Genomic DNA, 18259 nt, shown 5'->3' on the forward strand with positions numbered 1-18259 from the left:
GAGGAGACTCCTCCGCGCCCCGTGCGTGTGATGGTGGCGGCCGTCCCCGGCCGCCGGGCCCCGCACCCGCTCCGGCGGGCCCGCGGCGCCGGGATCAGGACGCGTTGGCCTTCTCGTAGGCCTCGCGGACGTTGCTCGGAACGCGGCCGCGGTCGTTGACCTCCAGGCCCTGCTCCTTGGCCCACGCGCGGATCTTGGCGGTGTCCGGGGCGCCGCCGGCCGGACGGGCCGCGGTGCCGCGGCCCGGACGACGGGCACCGGCGAGCCGGCCGCTCTGCTTGCGGCCCTTCTCCACGTACGGCGCCAGCAGCCCGCGGAGCTTGTCCGCGTTGGCGCTCTTCAGGTCGATCTCGTAGGCAACGCCGTCGAGGGCGAACGTCACCGTCTCGTCCGCCGAACCGCCGTCGAGATCGTCTTCAAGAATGACCTGCACCCTCTGTGCCACGGGCTTCCCTTTCCGCTAAACGACCCATTGCCTAAGGAAAGGAAAGCGCCTTTCTCCGGAAAACACAAACCCTTGACCCGGTTGGAGCGGCTCAGAGGTGCAGCAGCATGCGCGAGTTGCCCAGTGTGTTGGGCTTCACCCGCTCCAGGTCGAGGAACTCGGCGACGCCTTCATCGTACGAGCGGAGGAGTTCTTCATAGACATCCGTAGCGATCGCCGCCGGGTCTGTCGTACCATCATCGGTTTCCTGGACCTCGCCGATCTCGACGAAACCGTGTTTCGCGAAGAACGCGACCTCGAACGTCAAGCAGAAAATCCGACGGACGCCCAGCCAGCGCGCGGTCTGCACCAGCTTCTCCAGCAGCAGGTGCCCGATCCCGGTGCCCCGGACGACCGGATCCACCGCGAGCGTGCGGACCTCGGCGAGGTCCTCCCACATCACGTGCAGTGCGCCGCAGGCCACCACCGCGCCGTTGTCGTCCCGTTCCGCGACCCAGAACTCCTGGACGGATTCGAACAGTGTGACTGTGGGCTTGTCCAGCAGAATGCCGTCGCGCGAGTAGGTGTCGATGAGCCTGCGCACTGCCCGCACGTCCGTGGTCCGCGCCCGGCGGATGGTGACCTCCATGGTCGGGACGTTATCGCGCCGCTCCCGGTTCCGTCCCACCGGTATCCGGTCCGACGTCCGCGGAATCCGCGCCGGCCGGATCGGGCGGGAACAGAGCGGCCACCCGCAAGGCGTCCCGGAGCGCTTCGCGTTGCTCGGGCGACATCAGGCCGAAGAAGTGCACCAGGGCCGCCGCCGGATTGTCACTGGTGGCCCAGGCGTCGTTCATCAGAGCCGCCGTGTACGCCTCACGCGAGGAGACCGGTTCATAACGATAGGCCCGGCCGACCCGTTCGCGGCGCAGCCAGCCCTTTCTGTGGAGCTTGTCCAGGACGGTCATCACCGTGGTGTACGCGATTTCGCGTTCCGACCGCAGATCCAGGAGAACCTCGCGAACCGTGACCGGTCGGTTCCACCGCCACACCCGGGTCATGATGGCGTTCTCAAGTTCGCCGAGTTGCCGGACCATAGTGCGGCCAGGATAGGGAGTGAATGGGGCAAATCTTGTGAAGTGCGCCAAACCGGCGCGCCGCCACCCCCGGGAATCGGGAATGGCGGCGCGCCGGTCGTTCGGGCGGCTGACGGGGTCAGTCGACGTCTTCCTTGGCCCGCTGGGCCCCGCCCTGGCTGCGGACGATGGCCCGCACCAGGAATCCGAAGCCGATCGCCATGACCAGCGGCGGCACGATCGCGCTGACGTAGTCCATCAGGTCACTCCTCCTCGGTCTTCTCCGCCGTCGCGGCGGAAGCCTTCGGCTCCGGCTTCACCAGCGGGAAGAGCACCGTCTCCCGGATGTTCTTGCCGGTCAGCAGCATGATCAGGCGGTCCACGCCGAGGCCGAGGCCGCCGGTCGGGGGCATCGCGTACTCCAGGGCACGCAGGAAGTCCTCGTCCACCTGCATCGCCTCGACGTCGCCGCCGGCCGCCAGCAGCGACTGGGCGGTGAGGCGGGCGCGCTGCTCGACCGGGTCGACCAGCTCGGAGTAGGCGGTGCCGATCTCGGTCCCGAAGATCACCAGGTCCCACTTCTCGGCCACGCCGGGCCGCGAGCGGTGCTGGCGGGTCAGCGGGGAGACCTCGGTCGGGTAGTCCTTGATGAAGGTCGGCCGGACGGCGTTCTCCTCCAGCAGGCGCTCGACCATCTCCAGCACGATCTGACCGTGGCCCCAGTCCTTCTCGAACGGGATGCCGTGCTCGGCGGCCAGCTTGCGCAGCTCCTCGACGCCGGTCTCCGGGGTGACCTCGACGCCCAGGCGGGCCGAGATGCCCGGGTAGACGCCGATCTCCTCCCACGGCTCGGCCAGGTCGATCTCGTGCTCGACGCCGTGCGCGTCCACGCCCTTGATCACCGTGGTGCCCAGCGCGTCCCGGGCCGCGTTGACGATCGTCTCGCGGATCAGCTCGGCCTGGGTGTCGTAGTCGCCGTACGCCTCGTACGACTCCAGCGAGGTGAACTCCGGGTTGTGCGTGGAGTCCGCGCCCTCGTTGCGGAAGTTGCGGTTGATCTCGAAGACCTTCTCCGCGCCGCCGACCACCAGCCGCTTGAGGTACAGCTCGGGGGCGATGCGCATGTAGAGGTCGATGTCGTACGCGTTGATGTGCGTCTTGAACGGACGCGCGTTGGCGCCGCCGTGCACCGGCTGGAGCATCGGGGTCTCGACCTCGATGTAGCCGCGGTCCTCGTAGGTGCGGCGGATCGAGCGGACGACCTTGCTGCGCAGGTGCAGGATCTCGCGGGCCTCGGGGTTGACGATCAGGTCCACGTAGCGCTGGCGGACCCGGGCCTCCGGGTCGGTCAGGCCCTTGTGCTTGTCCGGCAGCGGGCGCAGGCACTTGGCGGTGAGCTCCCAGCGGTCCACCATCACGGACAGCTCGCCGCGCTTGGAGGTGATCACCTCGCCCTCGACGCCGACCTGGTCGCCGAGGTCGATGTCGGCCTTCCAGTCGGCCAGCCGCTCCGGGCCCAGCTTGTCGAGGGAGAACATCACCTGGAGGTCGCCGGTGCCGTCGCGCAGGGTGGCGAAGCAGAGCTTGCCGCCGGTGCGGGAGAGGATCACGCGGCCGGTGACGCCGGCCCGCTCGCCGGTCGCGGTGTCCGGCTCCAGGTCGGGGTGCTTGGCACGCAGGTCCGCGATGGTGGTGGTGCGGGGGAAACCGACCGGGTACGGGTCGACACCGGCCGCCCGGAGCCGGTCGAGCTTCTCGCGCCGGACGCGCATCTGCTCGGGAAGGTCGTCGGTCGCGGGAACAAGGCTCTGATCGCTCACCCCACAAGGGTAGCCAGCCGCACACGGTGCTCCGCGCCGGGATTGCCGCGGGGGAGGCCGCGACGGCGGCCTCCCCCGGATCGGGCCTGGGCGTGGTCAACGCGAGATCACGAAGAAGTCCTTGTTCGTCCGGGAGGTCCGGGTGCCGTCGACGCTCGTCGCCTCGATGTACACGATCACGGTGCCCCACCCGTTCATCGGGACGTCGACCGTCGCCTGGCCGTCGATCGCGCTCACGGTGTTGTCCAGGTGATAGGCGTCGACTCCCCAGCGGAAGGTGGCCGCCTGGAGCCCCGGTTCGAGGTCGTCGGTGGTCGCGGTGAACGTGAGCGGCACGGTCTGCCCCGCGTGGATCGGCCCTGGCGCGTCCGAGATCGAGAGCCGGAAGCCGGGGTCGTAGCCGAACCGGAAATAGCACGGGGCGCTGGCCGCGCTGCTGCGCACGCCGTTGCCGGAGTACGCGTACCAGCTGTAGGCGGCGCCCGTCTGGAGGTCGGCCGTGCCGACGACGGCGGTGAGCTTGCCGGGCTGGGTGGGGTCGGTGGACGTGGCCGGGTAGGTCTTCGTACCGGTCGGGCCGGTCAGCACGACCTTGGTCCACACCGGGTCGGGGCTGTTGGACAGGGTGCTCGGCACCACACTGAGGCCGATCCGGTTGTACGGGGACGGGCCGAGCCAGCGGCCGGGGCTGGCGGCGTCACAGGCCAGCTGGGAGGGGTAGCCGCCCCACATCGACGGCGAGGTCGGTCCGCCGTGCGGGGCGGTGAAGTAGCCGAACAGGTCGACCACGACGTCCACTGAACCGGAGTTGTTGTAGAAGTTCACGATCCCGGTGGCGTCGACCGGGACGATCACGCTGTTGGCCACGGTCTGGCCCGCCGTGTAGTTGAGGTTCGAACTGCTCGGCCGCGGGCTGCCGTTGGGGTAGGCGTCCAGGTGGCCGGCGGAGGTCGGGCCGGTCGCGGTCACGTTGAGCACGACGGCGCTCACCGCAGTGGTGCCCAGGCCGGAGTTCTCGCCGACCGGCCAGCTGAGCACCTCACCCGGTCCGACCTTCTGCCGGCCCGGGTCCCTGGTGTCCGCGACCCGGGTCGGGCCGGTCGGGGTGAATCCGGAGCCGCTGGGGGCACTGGTGTAGAAGCCGAAGACGTCCACGACGAAGTTCGCCGAGCCGTAGTGGTTGTACAGGTCGATGCTGCCGTCGGCGCCGAGCGGCACGGTCACCAGGTTGGGGACGGTGTCGCGGGCGGCGAAGTTGAGGTTCGAGGTGACCGGTCGCGCGGTGCCGTGCGGATAGACGGTCAGGTGGCTGGAGTCGGTGGTGTCGGTGGCGGTGACGTTGAGCACCACCGCGGTGGCCCCGTCGGCCGGGACCCGGTTGCGGCCCGCCAGCTTGACGTTGACGGTGCCGTCGGTGCCGACCGGCTGTGCGGTGCCGTTCGGGCCGGTGGTGCGGGTGTCCAGGGCCCGGGACGGGGTGACGGGCTGGAAGGTCGAACCTGGCACCGCGGGGTCGTCGGTGTAGTAGCCGAACAGGTCGGCCACCAGGTTCGCCGAGCCGTCGTGGTTGTAGATGTCGATGTATCCGTTGGTCACCGGGACGGTGACCAGGTTGGCGACCGTCCGGCCGGGGGTGAAGTTGAGGTTGGAGGTCCTGGGCCGGGGCCGGCCGTCGGGGTGGACCGTGACGTAGCTGTCCCCGGTGGTGTCCGTCGCGGTGACGTTCAGGACCACGGCCTTGGCGCCCGGTGCCGCCTGTTCGACCTGGAAGCGGAGGGTGCTGTCCGGGCCGAGCGGCTGCTTCCCCGGAACGCCGACGGCGTCCCGGGTGTCGAGCAGCCGGGTGAGCTCGGTCTGGACGAAGCGGCCCGGCTGGACGGCCGCCGGGGGAACCGGGTCGTCGGGGCCGACGGCCGGTGCGGCCGAGGCCGGCAGCCCGATAGAGGCGAGGGCCAGGGCCAGGGCGCCGCCCGCGACCGCGCGGCGCAGCGGGGCGCCGCGGTGGGGTGGAAGGTCCATCCGTACTCCTTGAGCTCGGGTCGAGGTGGGAGCGGACGGCGGCGAACCGCGCGGTTCGGACCGACGACCCGGGTTCGTGGTCGCCGGTTTCGTGGTCGCCGGTGAAAATGTGCGTGGTGTTGTGAATTCCGCCCCCGCCGGAGTTCCACTCCGGCCGCACAAGTCATACCAGTCCGGTGATCATCGTGGGCCGCTGCCGGAATCACCGTTGGACAACGAAACGGAGGGGGCGGTGGGCCGTTGGGTCCACCGCCCCCTCCGGGCGGGGTGTGCTGCGCGCTCAGCCGGTGCCGGTGGCGAGTTCGACGTCCTCGGGGGTGTCGTCGGCGGGCGGGGCGGGGTGGGCGGGGGGCTTGGGACGGCGGCCGAACAGCTCGGCGGGGGTGGGCATCCGGTGCGGACGGGGCGGGGTCTTCGCGGCGGCGGGCTGCTCCGGGCGGGAGTCGGTGCTGCTCATGGGGGTCCGTCCTCCTACAGGGGTGGGGTGACTGTGCGGCGGTGCGGCGGGACTCGGTACGACCACCAGGTGGCGGGGCGGTCCGCTGTGGAGGGCGAGCCGCTCGCGGACGGCGGCCTCGGCCAGCGCGTGGCAGCGCCCGGCCAGCCGGGAGCGGCGGGCGCGCTCGCCCTGGCCGCAGGGCTGGCGGCTCAGTCCGCGCAGTGCGGTGAGGTCCTCCGGTCCGGGCAGGTACCCGTCGGACACCGCCTCCTCCAGCCGTTCCAGGTAGCCGGGGGCGCTGCCGGGCAGGGCGGAGCGGTAGCGTCCGAGGTCGGCGAGCAGGAAGGCGCGCAGCCGGCCGCCCTCCTGGACGGCCTCGTCGATCGCCTCGGTGAGGCGCAGGGCGTCCTGGACGTCCTCCGCCCAGAGTTCGGCGCCCGGCCCGGCGAGGGCGGGCCGGACGGGCCCCTGGAGGTGGACGGGCACGGCGGGGTGGAGGGCTTGGGCGAGGGCGCGGCGCAGCACGCGGACTTCGTCGGCGCTGAAGGCCATGCCGCCGCGCGATCCGTGTGGCGTAGGCATGGGCTGACACTACGTGAGGAATATCCGATTTGTCGGTAACGTCGCGCCGAACCACCCACGGTCGGCCCGGCGAAGAAGCCTTTCGCCGCCACCTGTAACGCCACCCGGGGCGCACCTGGTCATCCAGGTGTCAGGGGAGAACGAGCGAGGGGGCCGGGCAGGATGCGACCGGACGGTCAGGGGAAGGCGGCCCGGGTCGGGCGGCGGGACGAGGACTTCCAGGCCTTCGCGGCCGCCCGCGCCAGACCGCTCTACCGGTCGGCCTGCCTGCTCACCGGCGGGGACACCCACCTCGCCGAGGACCTGGTGCAGGAGGCCCTCGGGCGGATCTACGCCCAGTGGCACCGCACCTCCTGGTTCGGGGCCAAGCGCCGGATCGACAACCCGGCCGGGTACGCGCACACCGTGCTGGTGCGGGCCTTCCTCTCGCACCGCGTCCGCCGCTCCAGCGGCGAGCGGCCGGTCGAAGCGGTGCCGGACGGCGCGGCCCCGCAGGGCGACCCGGAACTGCGGCTCGCCCTGGTGGACGCGCTCGGCCGGCTCGCGCCGCGCGACCGGGCGGTGCTGGTGCTCCGCTACTGGGAGGACCGCAGCGTCGAGGAGACCGCCGCCGTCCTGCACAGCACCCCGGGCGCCGTCCGGACCCAGGCCTTCCGCGCGCTCGGCCGGATCCGCACGGTGCTCGGCAGCAGCCTCGACGACCTCGCCGAGCGCTGAGCCGGCGCGTCACGTCACGTCAACCCACTTGGTAGAGAGGTTGGTTCAGCATGTCCGCAGAGCACGACGGGCCCGAGGAGCGGTTCGAGCGGGCCTTCGCCGAGGCCCTCGGCCGGGCCGGCGAGGCCTACGACACCGAGCCCGGCCCGCTGGTCGACACCGGCTGGTCGCACGGCCGCCGGCTGCGCCGAAGGCGGCGGATCGGCACCGCGGCGGGCGCCGCCGGGCTGGCCCTGATCGCGGCGGGCGGGGTCGCGCTCGGCGGCCTGCCGTCCGGGCGGGGTACGGCGGCGGCCGGTCCGGCGGCGGCCCCGTCCGGAGGTCCGGTCTCCGGCCCGGAGTTCCAGCGGATGCTCACCGAGCTCCTGCCGCCGGGGACGGTACAGGTCGGCGAGGCCCGGGGCACCGAGAGCGGTACCCCGCAGCTGCGGCTGGTGCTGGACGACGGCCACGGCCCGGCGCAGTACCTGTTCTGGATCACCGGCACGGGAGGCGCGGCCTTCGACATGGACTGCCCGGCCGGAGTGCCCGCCGAGCTGCCGGCCGGGCAACCGACCGCGGACGCCTGCTCCGTGTCCACCCTGCCGGACGGCACCCGGCTGAGCGTCTACCAGGCCGGAACGCGCAGCGGCGAGCCGGAAGGGGCGAAGACGTGGGCCGCCAAGCTGGCCGGGGACCGCTACCAGCTGATGCTCCAGGAGTGGAACCGCAAGCCGCTGGAGCAGGGCACGCCGATCACCCGGACCGACCCGCCGCTGACGCCGGACCGGCTCGCCGCGGTGGTGAAGGACCCGCGCTGGAAGGAGGTCGTGGCGGTGCTGCCCAAGGACCCGGTGATGGGGAAGGTCGTCACCCCCGTCCCCGGGGCCACCACGACCTACGGGTCGAACCTGGTGGTCACCGGCCCGACCACGCTGCCGGCCTTCCCGACGCCCGGCGGCTGAGCGCCGCTCAGCTCGCGGGGCGGTTGCGCTCGTACACCAGGCGCAGGCCGATCAGGGTCAGCCAGGGCTCGTGCACGTCGATGGTGCCGGCCTCGCCGAGGACGAGCGGGGCCAGGCCGCCGGTGGCGATCACCTGGACGTCGTCCGGGTCCTTGGCGAGCTCCCGGGCCATCCGCTCCACCAGGCCGTCGACCTGGCCGGCGAAGCCGTAGAGGATGCCGGACTGCATGCCCTCGACGGTGTTCTTGCCGATCACGTTGCGCGGGCGGGCCAGCTCGATCTTGCGCAGCTGGGCGCCGCGGACGCCGAGTGCCTCGACCGAGATCTCGATGCCGGGGGCGATCGCGCCGCCGACGTAGTCGCCGCGCGCGTTGACGGCGTCGAAGGTGGTCGCGGTGCCGAAGTCGACCACGATGCACGGGCCGCCGTACAGGTGGTTGGCGGCCAGCGCGTTGACGATCCGGTCGGCGCCGACCTCCTTGGGGTTGTCCATCAGGACGTGCACCCCGGTCTTCACGCCGGGCTCCACGATCACCGCGGGGACGTCGCCGTAGTAGCGGCGGGTCACCTCGCGGAGCTCGTGGAGCACGGCGGGGACGGACGAGCAGATCGCCAGGCCCTCCACCGCGGCCTCCTTCACCGCGGTGTGGTTGCCCATCAGCCCTTGCAGCAGCACCGCCAGTTCATCGGCCGTGCGGCGAGGATCGGTGGAGATCCGCCAGTGTTCCACCACGTCCTCGCCGTCGAACAGGCCGAGCGTGGTCTGGGTGTTGCCGACGTCGATGGTGAGGAGCACGGGCACGCTTTCTGCGAGTCGGGACGGGACTGCGGCCGACCTGACGGTCAGGCGCGCAGGTCCAGGCCGATGTCCAGGATCGGCGAGGAGTGGGTGAGCGCGCCCACGGCCAGGTAGTCGACACCAGTCTGGGCGACCTCGCGCGCGCTGGCCAGGGTCAGACCGCCGGAGGCCTCCAGCTTCGCCCGGCCGGCCACCAGCGCGACGGCCTCCTTCAGCTGACCGACGGTGAAGTTGTCCAGCAGGACCAGGTCCGCCCCGGCCTCCAGCACCGGCGGGATCTGCTCCAGGGTGTCCACCTCGACCTCGACCGGCAGCTCCGGGTACGCGGCCCGGACGGCCCGGAAGGCCTCGGCCACGCCGCCGGCCGCGACCACGTGGTTGTCCTTCACCAGCGCGGCGTCCGAGAGCGCCATCCGGTGGTTGGCGCCGCCGCCGCAGCGCACCGCGAACTTCTCCAGCGCGCGCAGGCCCGGGGTGGTCTTGCGGGTGTCCCGGACGACGGCGCCGGTGCCCTCCAGGGCGTCCGCCCAGGCGCGGGTGGCGGTGGCGATGCCGGACAGGTGGCAGAGCAGGTTGAGCGCGCTGCGCTCGGCGGTCAGCAGGTCGCGGGTGCGCGAGCGGACCGAGAGCAGCACCTGGCCGGCCTCGACCCGGTCGCCGTCCTCGACGTGCCGCTCGACCTCGAACTCCTCCTCGCAGACCAGCGAGACGACGGCCTCGGCGACCCGCAGGCCGGCCACCACGCCGGCCTGGCGGGCGGTGAAGTCGGCGGTGGCGACGGCGTCGGCGGGCACGGTCGCCACCGAGGTGACGTCCTCGCCGCCGGCCAGGTCCTCGGCCAGCGCCAGGGTGGCGATGTCCTCGACCTCGACCGGGTCCAGCCCGGCCCGCTCCAGCAGCTCGGCGAGCTGCGGGTCCAGGCCGGTCTCGTAGCCCTCGCCGTCGCCACAGGCGCAGCCGTCGCCGCAGCCGCCGGCCATCGGGAGTTCCTCGTGGGAGTGGGTCATGGTTCTACTGCTCCTCAGGGGTGCTGACGGGACCGCCGGTGGCGGCGAGGGTGGTGATCAGGTGGCGCCGCCAGTGGGCGTCGTCGCGCTCGGGGAAGTCCTCGCGCCAGTGGCAGCCGCGGGTCTCCTCGCGCTGCGCGGCGGCCGCGACCAGGGCGGTGGCGACCAGCAGCAGGTTGGCGGCCTCCCAGGTCTCCACCCGGGGGTCGGCCGGCTTCTCCTCGGCGACGTGGGAGCGGGCCTGCTCGGCGATCAGGGCCAGTCCGGCCGCGGTGTCGGCCATCGACGCGGCGGAGCGCAGGATGCCCGCGCCGCGCGACATCAGCCGCTGGATCTCGGCGCGCGCCTCCGACGGGGGCAGCGGGACGGGCCGCGCGGCGTGCGCGCCGGCGACGTCCACCGCGCGTTCGGGCAGCCCGCCGGCCGCGTGCCGGTCGGCCAGGTCGGCGGCGATCCGCTCGCCGAAGACCAGGCCCTCCAGCAGCGAGTTGGAGGCCAGCCGGTTGGCGCCGTGCACCCCGGTGCAGGCGACCTCGCCGCAGGCGTACAGGCCGGGGACGGTGGTGCGGCCGTGCCGGTCGGTGCGGACGCCGCCGGAGGCGAAGTGCGCGGCCGGGGCGATCGGGATCGGCTCGGTGACCGGGTCGACGCCGTTGGCGCGGCAGAAGGCGAGGATGGTCGGGAAGCGCTGCTCCCACATCTCGGCGCCGAAGTGCCGCCCGTCCAGGAACATGTGCTGGGCGCCCTGCTCCTGCATGCGCCGGGTGATCGCCTTGGCGACGATGTCGCGCGGGGCGAGTTCGGCCAGCTCGTGCTGTCCGACCATGAAGCGGACGCCGTCCGCGTCCACCAGGTGGGCGCCCTCGCCGCGGACCGCCTCGGAGACCAGCGGCTGCTGGCCCTCGGCCTCCGGACCGAGCCAGAGCACGGTGGGGTGGAACTGGACGAACTCCAGGTCGGTGACGGCGGCGCCGGCCCGCAGGGCCAGGGCCACGCCGTCGCCGGTGGAGACCGCCGGGTTGGTGGTGGCGGAGAAGACCTGGCCCATGCCGCCGGTGGCGAGCACCACCGCGCGGGCCCGGACGGCGCCGACGCCGTCGCGCTGGCCCTCGCCCATCACGTGCAGGGTCAGCCCGGCGGCGTGGCCCGCCGCGTCGGTCAGCAGGTCGAGCACGAGCGCGTGCTCGATCAGCTCGATGCCCGGGTCGGTGCGGACGGCGGCGACCAGGGCGCGCGATATCTCGGCACCGGTCGCGTCCCCGCCCGCGTGCACGATCCGGCGGCGGTGGTGGCCGCCCTCGCGGGTCAGCAGGACCTCGCCGTCCTCGCCCCGGTCGAACAGGGCGCCGGTGGCGATCAGCCGGCGGACGGCGTCCGGGCCCTCGGTGACCAGGGTGCGGACGGCCTCCTCGTCACAGACGCCGGCGCCGGCCACCAGGGTGTCGTCCAGGTGCTGTTCGGGGGTGTCCCCCTCGCCCAGGGCGGCGGCGACGCCGCCCTGGGCCCAGCGGGTGGAGCCTTCGTCCAGCACGGCCTTGGTGACCACCATGGCCCGCAGGCCGGCCTTGCGGACGTTGAGCGCGACGGTGAGGCCGGCGACCCCGGAGCCGACCACGACCACGTCGGTGGCGGCGGTCCAGCCGGGGGCCGGTGCGGTGAGGCGGTGCGTGGACATGGGTGGCTGGCTCCTTCAGCGCGAGACGGCGTCGGCCGCGCCGTTGCCGTCACCGTACGCCCTGTCACCCCGGAGCAGTCCGGTGCCCTCCGGGGCCTCCGCCGGGTCCCCGCCCAGGCCGGTGATCCGGTTCCGCCCGTCCACGAAGACGATCTTCGGCTCGTAGCCCTTGGCCTCGGCCGTGTCCATCTGCCCGTAGGCGATGAGTATGACCAGGTCGCCCGGGTGGACCAGGCGGGCGGCGGCGCCGTTGATGCCGATCACGCCGGAGCCGCGCGGGCCGGCGATGGTGTACGTCTCCAGCCGGGCGCCGTTGTCGATGTCGACGATGTGGACCAGCTCGCCGGGGAGCAGGTCGGCGGCGTCGAGCAGGTCCTCGTCCACCGTGACGGATCCCACGTAGTGCAGGTCGGCCTGGGTCACGGTGGCCCGGTGGATCTTGGACTTGAGCATGGTGCGGAGCATTGCGGGTCACGCCTCCTGTGAGTGCATGCCTGAAGGGGGTTCGTACTGCGGTACTACCGAACGATGATGCGGACGTTGTCGATCAGGCGGGTCGGGCCCACCTTCGCGGCGACGGCCAGCACCGCCTCGCCCTGGAAGTCGTCCGCCGCCTCCGAGAAGTCGTGCGGGTCGATCAGGGCGAGGTAGTCCAGGGTGACGCCCTCGGCGCCGTCCAGGGCGGCCGAGGCGGCCTCGCGGACGGCCTTCGGGCCCTGCGCGGCGGCGTCCCGGCCGGCGAACAGGGCCTTGGACAGGGCGAGCGCGTGCTCGCGCTCCTCCGCCGAGAGGTAGCGGTTGCGCGAGGACAGCGCCAGGCCGTCCTCCTCGCGGACGGTCGGCACGCCGACGATCTCGACGTCGAAGTCCAGGTCGGCGACCATCCGCTGGATGATCGCCAGCTGCTGGGCGTCCTTCTCGCCGAAGAAGGCGAAGTCCGGGTCGGTGATGTGCAGCAGCTTGGCGACCACGGTCAGCACGCCGTCGAAGTGGCCGGGCCGGGTGGCGCCCTCGAAGCGCTCGCCCATCGGGCCGGCCGCCATCCGCACCTGCGGCTCGCCGTTCGGGTAGACCTCCTCGGCGGACGGCGCGAACACCACGTCGGCGCCGTACTCCTCGGCCAGCCGCACGTCCTCGTCGAGGGTGCGCGGGTAGCGCTCCAGGTCCTCGTCCGGGCCGAACTGGAGCGGGTTGACGAAGACCGTCACCGCGACCCGGCCCTCGCGGCCGACCTGCTTGCGGGCGGCCCGGATCAGCGCGGCGTGGCCCTCGTGCAGCGCGCCCATGGTCATCACCACGGCGTTGTCCACCGGCTGCTCGTCCGGCCAGAACGCGGCCTCGAAGTCGTCCACGGTGCGGGTGACGACGGCCCGGTGGACCTTCGGCGTCCGCTGGGGCTTGTTCGGCTGCTTACCGCGTGCCATCAGTGCTCTCCTCGTTCAGTACGTCCAGCAGTGCCGCCGCCGACGTTTCGTCGATGGTCCCGTTGGCGAGTGCCCGCTGCGCGGTGGCGCGGGCCATCGCCCGGTAGGCCGCCGGGATGTCCGGGGACACCGTACTGAGCTGCGCCAGGTGGCGCCGTACGGTGCCCGCGTCGCCCCGGGCGACCGGGCCGGTGAGGGCCGCGTCACCGGAGCGCAGGCTGTTGTCCAGGGCGGCGCCCAGCAGCGGGCCGAGCAGGCGGCCGGGCTCGGCGACGCCGGCCGTGCGCAGCAGCTCCATCGCCTGCGCGACCAGGGTGACCAGGTGGTTCGAACCGTGCGCGAGGGCGGTGTGGTAGAGCGGGCGGACCTCCTCGGGCACCCACTCGGGCTCGCCGCCCATCTCCACCACCAGCGCCTCGGCGACCGGCCGCAGCTCCTCGGGGGCGGTCACCCCGAACGGGCAGCCGGCCAGCCGGGCCAGGTCCACCGAGGTGCCGGTGAAGGTCATCGCCGGGTGCAGGGCCAGCGGCAGCGCCCCGGCCCGGGTGGCGGGCTCCAGGACGGCGACGCCGTGGGCGCCGGAGGTGTGCACGACCAGCTGGCCGGGGCGGACCGCGCCGGTGGCGGCCAGCCCGGCCACCAGGTCGGCCAGCGCGTCGTCCGGGACGGTCAGCAGCACCAGGTCGGCGGCGGCCAGCACCTGCGGCGGGGTGACGATCCGCACGCCCGGCAGCAGCGCCTCGGCGCGGCGGCGGGAGACGGCGGAGACCCCGGAGGCGGCGACCACGGTGTGCCCGGCGAGCTGGAGCGCCGCGCCCAGCGCGGGGCCGACCCGGCCGGTGCCGACCACGCCGACGGCCAGCCGGGCGGGGCGGTTGCCGGGGTCGCCTGGGTCGCCGAAAGCCTGGTCGGCGAAGTCGGACGGATTCACGTCCACCCTTGTCCTGCCTTGTCCTGAATGACCGTTCCAGTCCGCTCGACGGGTACCGGACGTACCGCCCCAGTCTACGGGGGCGCCCGGACGCCGAAGCGGCTCAGTCGCCGGCCCCGGCCCGGATCAGCCCGGCCTCGTACGCCAGCACCACGGCCTGGACCCGGTCGCGCAGGCCCAGCTTGGCCAGGATCCGGCCGACGTGGGTCTTCACGGTGGCCTCGGAGAGCACCAGCCGGGCCGCGATCTCGCCGTTCGACAGGCCCTGGGCGACCAGCAGGAACACCTCCCGCTCGCGCTCGGTCAGCGGGCCGAGGACGTCCGAGCCGGGCGCGCTCTGCGGGGTGGGCAGCACCTCGGCGAAGCGGTCGATCATCCGGCGGGTGGTGGTCGGGGCGACCACCGCGTCCCCGCCGTGCACCGCGCGGATCGCGGCCACCAGCTCGGTCGGCGGGACGTCCTTGAGCAGGAAGCCGCTGGCGCCGGCCTTGAGCGCGGCGAAGGCGTACTCGTCCAGGTCGAAGGTGGTGAGGATGAGCACGTGGGGGGCGTTCGGCAGCGGGCTGCCGTCCTCGGCGAGGCAGATCCGGCGGGTCGCCTGCACGCCGTCCAGCCGGGGCATCCGGACGTCCATCAGGATCACGTCGACCTCGGTGCGCCGCAGCAGTTCCAGGGCCTGCGCGCCGTCGCCCGCCTCGGCGGTGATCTCGATGTCCCCCTGCGACTGGAGGATCATCCGGAACCCGGTGCGCAGCAGTTCCTGGTCGTCGACGAGCATCACGCGGATGGTCAAGGTGGGACTCCTTGGAGGGGGTGGACGCGGACGGGGCTAGTGGGCCGCCTTGAGCGGCAGGACGGCGCGGATCCGGAAGCCGCCGCCGGGGCGGGGGCCCACGTCGAGGCTGCCGCTGACCATGCCGACCCGCTCGCGCATGCCGATCAGGCCGTGGCCGAGGCCGTCCGCGCCGCCGGCGGCCAGGTGCTCCTCGGTGCTGCCGCGCCCGTCGTCCTCCACCAGGACGGCCAGCTCGCGCTCACCGAAGTCGACCGCGACCCGGGCGTGCGCGTCCGGGCCGCCGTGCTTGCGGACGTTGGTGAGCGCCTCCTGGACGATCCGGTAGACGGTCAGCTCGACGCCGCGCGGCAGCTCGCGCGGGTGCCCGGAGGTGGCGTAGTCCACGTCGAGCCCGGCCGTGCGGACCTGCTCCAGCAGCTCCGGCAGCTCCTCGACGCCCGGCTGCGGCACGTACTCCTCGGCCTTGGTGTCGGCGGTGCGCAGCACGCCCAGCAGGCGGCGCATCTCGACCAGCGCCTGGCGGCCGGTGGAGGCGATCGTGCCGAGCGCCTCCTTGGCCTGCTGCGGGGAGTTGTCCAGCACGTACGCGGCGCCGTCGGCCTGGACGATCATCACCGAGACGTTGTGGGCGACCACGTCGTGCAGCTCGCGGGCGATCCGGGCGCGCTCGGCGGCGACCGCCACCTTGGACTGGGCGTCCCGCTCGCGCTCCAGCCGGGCGGCGCGGTCCTCCAGCTCGGTCAGGTAGGCGCGGCGCACCCTGGTCAGCCGGCCCCAGGCCCAGCAGAGGATGAACGGCGTGCTCATCAGCAGCGTGATCAGCGCCGCCTCGCCGAAGGTGTACGGGCGGGTGTGGGCGTCGCCGGCCCGGTCGAAGACCGTCTTCACCGGCATCATCTGCCAGAACACCAGCGGCCCGGAGGCCAGGCCGGCGGTCAGGGCCAGCCGGGAGGTCCACTTCCGGCCGAAGGCGGCGCCGGTGTAGGCGAAGACCAGGTAGGCGATCGAGGAGCCGCCGGGCGAGATGTCCGCGAGCACCTGGCCGACGCCGATGCCGGCGGCGGCGGCCACCGTGAGGTCGGGGTAGCGCCGCCGGACGACCATCAGCAGCGGCAGCACCACCGAGATCGCGATCAAGGCGTCGAAGCGCCAGCCGTCGTCGAGGGAGGCGTCGTTCGGCACCAGGCCGGCGAAGAGCACCATCGCCGCCCAGGCGGCGTCGACCACCATGGGGTGACGGCGGAGCCAGGCGTTGAGTCGATGCACGTGTCCAGCGTAGGCAGTCGCTCCGTGTGCCCAGGTCCGCCGGTAGGGCGATCCGCCCTACTCCGTAGGTCGGAGAAGCACCTGATCCGATGGGGAGGGGCGACCCGGAGCCGGGTAGCGTCCAGCCCCATGACTTGGATGCGGTGGGCGCCCGCCATGGAACGGGCCCTGTACGACCCCGGGCAGGGCTTCTACCGCAGGCCGGAGGGCCCCGCCGGCCACTTCCGCACCTCCGTGCACGCCTCTCCGAGGTTCGCCCGTGCGGTGGCCCGGCTGCTGCTGGAGGTTGACGAGGCCCTCGGCCGCCCGGAGGAGCTGGCCCTGGTCGACGTGGGGGCCGGGCGGGGCGAACTGCTCACCGGTGTCCTGGCCGAGCTGCCCGCGGAGGTGCTGGCGCGGCTGCGCCCGTACGGCGTGGAGATCGCCGACCGCCCGGCCGGCCTGCCGTCCACAGCCCTGTGGACGGACCGGCCGCCGCGCGGGGTGACCGGGCTGCTGTTCGCCAACGAGTGGCTGGACAACGTCCCGCTGGACGCCGGGGAGGTCGACGAGGACGGGGTGCTGCGCTACGTCGAGGTGGACACCGCGACCGGCGGGACCCGCCTCGGCGAGCCGGTCTCGGCGGCCGACGCGGCCTGGGCCGACCGCTGGTGGCCGGTCGCGGAGCCCGGCGACGCGGTGGAGTTCGGCGGCCCCCGGGACGCCGCCTGGGCGCGGGCGGTGGCCGGGCTGGAGCGCGGCCTGGCCGTCGCCGTCGACTACGGGCACACCGCCGGGCGGCGGCCGCCGTTCGGCACGTACGCCGGTTTCCGGGACGGCCGGGAGGTGGCGCCGGTGCCGGACGGCTCCTGCGACGTCACCGCGCACGTCGCGCTGGACTCCGTCGCCGTGCCCGGCCTCCACAGCCTGTGGACAACGCAGCGGGAGGCGCTGCGGGCGCTCGGCGTGAGCGGCGGGCGCCCGGCGCTCGCGCTGGCCACCAGCGACCCGGTCGGCTACCTGCGGGCGCTCGGCGGGGCGGGGGAGGGGGCCGAGCTGACCGACCCGGGCGGGCTGGGCGCCTTCGGGTGGCTGGTGCAGGCCGTCCGCATGACGGAACCGGTGAGCTTGGCGGGCCTGCCGGGATGGCAGACTCTGGGGGCATGAGGGAGACCACGGTCGGCATCGGGGCGGGAGCCGAGAACTTCACCGGCGCGGCGGGCACCACCGACATGGTGCTCAACATCGGCCCGCAGCACCCGGCCACGCACGGCGTGCTGCGCCTGAAGCTGGTGCTGGACGGCGAGCGCATCGTGAGCGCCGAGCCGGTGATCGGCTACATGCACCGGGGCGCGGAGAAGCTGTTCGAGGCCCGTGACTACCGGCAGATCATCATGCTGGCCAACCGGCACGACTGGCTCTCCGCCTTCTCCAACGAACTCGGCGTCGTCATGGCCGTCGAGCGGATGCTCGGCATGGAGGTCCCGGAGCGGGCGGTCTGGGTCCGCACCCTGCTCGCCGAACTCAACCGGGTGCTCAACCACCTGATGTTCCTCGGCTCGTACCCCCTGGAGCTGGGCGGGATCACCCCGGTCTTCCACGCCTTCAACGGCCGCGAGGACCTCCAGCACGTGCTGGAGGAGGCCTCCGGCGGCCGGATGCACTACATGTTCAACCGGGTCGGCGGCCTCAAGGAGGACCTGCCGGCCGGCTGGCTCGGCCGGGTCCGCACCGCCGTCGCCACCGTGCGCTTGCAGCTGCCCGTCTTCGAGGACCTCGTCCTCGGCAACGAGATCTTCCGCGCCCGCACCGCCGGGGTCGGCGTCCTCACCCGGGCACAGGCCGAGGCGTACGGCGTCAGCGGCCCGATCGCCCGGGCCAGCGGCCTCGACCTCGACCTGCGCCGCGACGAGCCGTACCTGGCGTACGGCTCCGAGGAGCTGCGGCAGGTGCTCACCGTGGTCACCCGCGAGGAGGGCGACTGCCTGGCCCGCTTCGAGTGCCTGCTGGAACAGACCCTCAATGCGCTCGACCTCGCCGACGCCTGCCTCGACAAGCTCGCCACGCTGCCGCCCGGCCCGGTCAACCAGCGGCTGCCCAAGGTGCTCAAGGCCCCCGAGGGCAGCACCTACGCGTGGACCGAGAACCCGCTCGGGATCAACGGCTACTACCTGGTCTCGCGCGGCGACAAGACGCCGTGGCGGCTCAAGCTGCGCTCGGCGTCCTTCAACAACATCCAGGCGCTCACCGAACTGCTGCCGGGGACGCTGGTCGCGGACATGGTGGCGATCCTGGGGTCGATGTTCTTCGTGGTCGGGGACATCGACAAGTAGGCCGGTGCCGGTGCCGGTGTCGGTGTCG

General features: G+C 73.2%; 18 protein-coding genes. 4 read left to right on the top strand and 14 right to left on the bottom strand.

Annotated features, from left to right (window positions below; all coding sequences use genetic code 11):
* Positions 1 to 94: 94 nt before the first annotated feature.
* The 6 genes from ACFU6K_RS02750 to ACFU6K_RS02775 form a co-directional block, all read right to left on the bottom strand.
* Positions 95 to 445 carry an Lsr2 family protein gene (locus ACFU6K_RS02750; RefSeq protein WP_380660485.1) on the bottom strand — a complete coding sequence of 117 codons (351 nt, stop codon included), beginning with the start codon at positions 443 to 445 and terminating at the stop codon, positions 95 to 97.
* A gap of 91 nt (positions 446 to 536) precedes the next feature.
* A complete protein-coding gene (locus ACFU6K_RS02755; protein ID WP_380660486.1) occupies positions 537 to 1073 on the bottom strand; it encodes an amino-acid N-acetyltransferase in 537 nt (178 codons plus the stop codon).
* 10 nt (positions 1074 to 1083) lie between these two features.
* Entirely contained in the window at positions 1084 to 1521 is a 438-nt protein-coding gene (locus ACFU6K_RS02760) for a BlaI/MecI/CopY family transcriptional regulator (RefSeq protein ID WP_380660487.1), read from the bottom strand.
* Between the two features lie 242 nt (positions 1522 to 1763).
* The gene (lysX, locus tag ACFU6K_RS02765) at positions 1764 to 3320 is read right to left on the bottom strand and encodes a bifunctional lysylphosphatidylglycerol synthetase/lysine--tRNA ligase LysX (RefSeq protein ID WP_380660488.1); all 1557 of its coding nucleotides are present in this window, start codon (positions 3318 to 3320) and stop codon (positions 1764 to 1766) included.
* Between the two features lie 96 nt (positions 3321 to 3416).
* Positions 3417 to 5339, bottom strand: a complete 1923-nt coding sequence (locus tag ACFU6K_RS02770; RefSeq protein ID WP_380660489.1) for a hypothetical protein — start codon at positions 5337 to 5339, stop codon at positions 3417 to 3419.
* A 280-nt stretch (positions 5340 to 5619) separates the two neighbouring features.
* Complete coding sequence (locus ACFU6K_RS02775) at positions 5620 to 6360, bottom strand: hypothetical protein (RefSeq protein ID WP_380660490.1); 741 nt, start codon at positions 6358 to 6360, stop codon at positions 5620 to 5622.
* A 162-nt stretch (positions 6361 to 6522) separates the two neighbouring features.
* On the opposite strand from ACFU6K_RS02775, the gene ACFU6K_RS02780 reads away from it, so the two are divergent.
* Positions 6523 to 7077, top strand: a complete 555-nt coding sequence (locus tag ACFU6K_RS02780; RefSeq protein ID WP_380660491.1) for a SigE family RNA polymerase sigma factor — start codon at positions 6523 to 6525, stop codon at positions 7075 to 7077.
* Between the two features lie 50 nt (positions 7078 to 7127).
* Positions 7128 to 8021, top strand: coding sequence for a hypothetical protein (locus ACFU6K_RS02785; protein ID WP_380660492.1), 894 nt, complete (start codon positions 7128 to 7130; stop codon positions 8019 to 8021).
* 7 nt (positions 8022 to 8028) lie between these two features.
* Here the strand turns inward: ACFU6K_RS02785 and ACFU6K_RS02790 are convergent, their stop codons facing one another.
* The 8 genes from ACFU6K_RS02790 to ACFU6K_RS02825 all read right to left on the bottom strand — a co-directional run bounded on the left by ACFU6K_RS02790 (position 8029) and on the right by ACFU6K_RS02825 (position 15883).
* Positions 8029 to 8817, bottom strand: coding sequence for a type III pantothenate kinase (locus ACFU6K_RS02790; protein WP_380660493.1), 789 nt, complete (start codon positions 8815 to 8817; stop codon positions 8029 to 8031).
* A 47-nt stretch (positions 8818 to 8864) separates the two neighbouring features.
* Positions 8865 to 9827: a carboxylating nicotinate-nucleotide diphosphorylase gene (gene nadC / locus ACFU6K_RS02795; protein ID WP_380660495.1), complete on the bottom strand. Its 963-nt coding sequence runs from the start codon at positions 9825 to 9827 to the stop codon at positions 8865 to 8867.
* A gap of 4 nt (positions 9828 to 9831) precedes the next feature.
* The gene (locus ACFU6K_RS02800) at positions 9832 to 11502 is read right to left on the bottom strand and encodes an L-aspartate oxidase (protein ID WP_380660496.1); all 1671 of its coding nucleotides are present in this window, start codon (positions 11500 to 11502) and stop codon (positions 9832 to 9834) included.
* A gap of 15 nt (positions 11503 to 11517) precedes the next feature.
* A complete protein-coding gene (gene panD, locus ACFU6K_RS02805) occupies positions 11518 to 11967 on the bottom strand; it encodes an aspartate 1-decarboxylase (RefSeq protein ID WP_380660497.1) in 450 nt (149 codons plus the stop codon).
* Positions 11968 to 12020: 53 nt separating this feature from the next.
* The gene (panC, locus tag ACFU6K_RS02810) at positions 12021 to 12926 is read right to left on the bottom strand and encodes a pantoate--beta-alanine ligase (protein ID WP_380660498.1); all 906 of its coding nucleotides are present in this window, start codon (positions 12924 to 12926) and stop codon (positions 12021 to 12023) included.
* The gene (locus ACFU6K_RS02815) at positions 12913 to 13857 is read right to left on the bottom strand and encodes a Rossmann-like and DUF2520 domain-containing protein (RefSeq protein ID WP_380660499.1); all 945 of its coding nucleotides are present in this window, start codon (positions 13855 to 13857) and stop codon (positions 12913 to 12915) included. The genes panC and ACFU6K_RS02815 overlap by 14 nt, the downstream gene beginning before the upstream one ends.
* Positions 13858 to 13960: 103 nt before the next feature.
* A complete protein-coding gene (locus ACFU6K_RS02820) occupies positions 13961 to 14650 on the bottom strand; it encodes a response regulator (RefSeq protein WP_380660500.1) in 690 nt (229 codons plus the stop codon).
* Between the two features lie 36 nt (positions 14651 to 14686).
* The gene (locus ACFU6K_RS02825; protein ID WP_380660510.1) at positions 14687 to 15883 is read right to left on the bottom strand and encodes a sensor histidine kinase; all 1197 of its coding nucleotides are present in this window, start codon (positions 15881 to 15883) and stop codon (positions 14687 to 14689) included.
* Between the two features lie 165 nt (positions 15884 to 16048).
* Between ACFU6K_RS02825 and ACFU6K_RS02830 the strand changes: the two genes are divergently transcribed.
* Together ACFU6K_RS02830 and ACFU6K_RS02835 are read left to right on the top strand one after the other, a co-directional pair.
* The gene (locus ACFU6K_RS02830) at positions 16049 to 17065 is read left to right on the top strand and encodes an SAM-dependent methyltransferase (protein WP_380660501.1); all 1017 of its coding nucleotides are present in this window, start codon (positions 16049 to 16051) and stop codon (positions 17063 to 17065) included.
* Complete coding sequence (locus ACFU6K_RS02835; RefSeq protein ID WP_380660502.1) at positions 17062 to 18231, top strand: NADH-quinone oxidoreductase subunit D; 1170 nt, start codon at positions 17062 to 17064, stop codon at positions 18229 to 18231. Before ACFU6K_RS02830 ends, ACFU6K_RS02835 begins: the two co-directional genes overlap by 4 nt.
* Positions 18232 to 18259: the final 28 nt, after the last annotated feature.

The organism is Kitasatospora sp. NPDC057512 (genome assembly GCF_042802135.1).
GTDB lineage: Bacteria > Actinomycetota > Actinomycetes > Streptomycetales > Streptomycetaceae > Kitasatospora.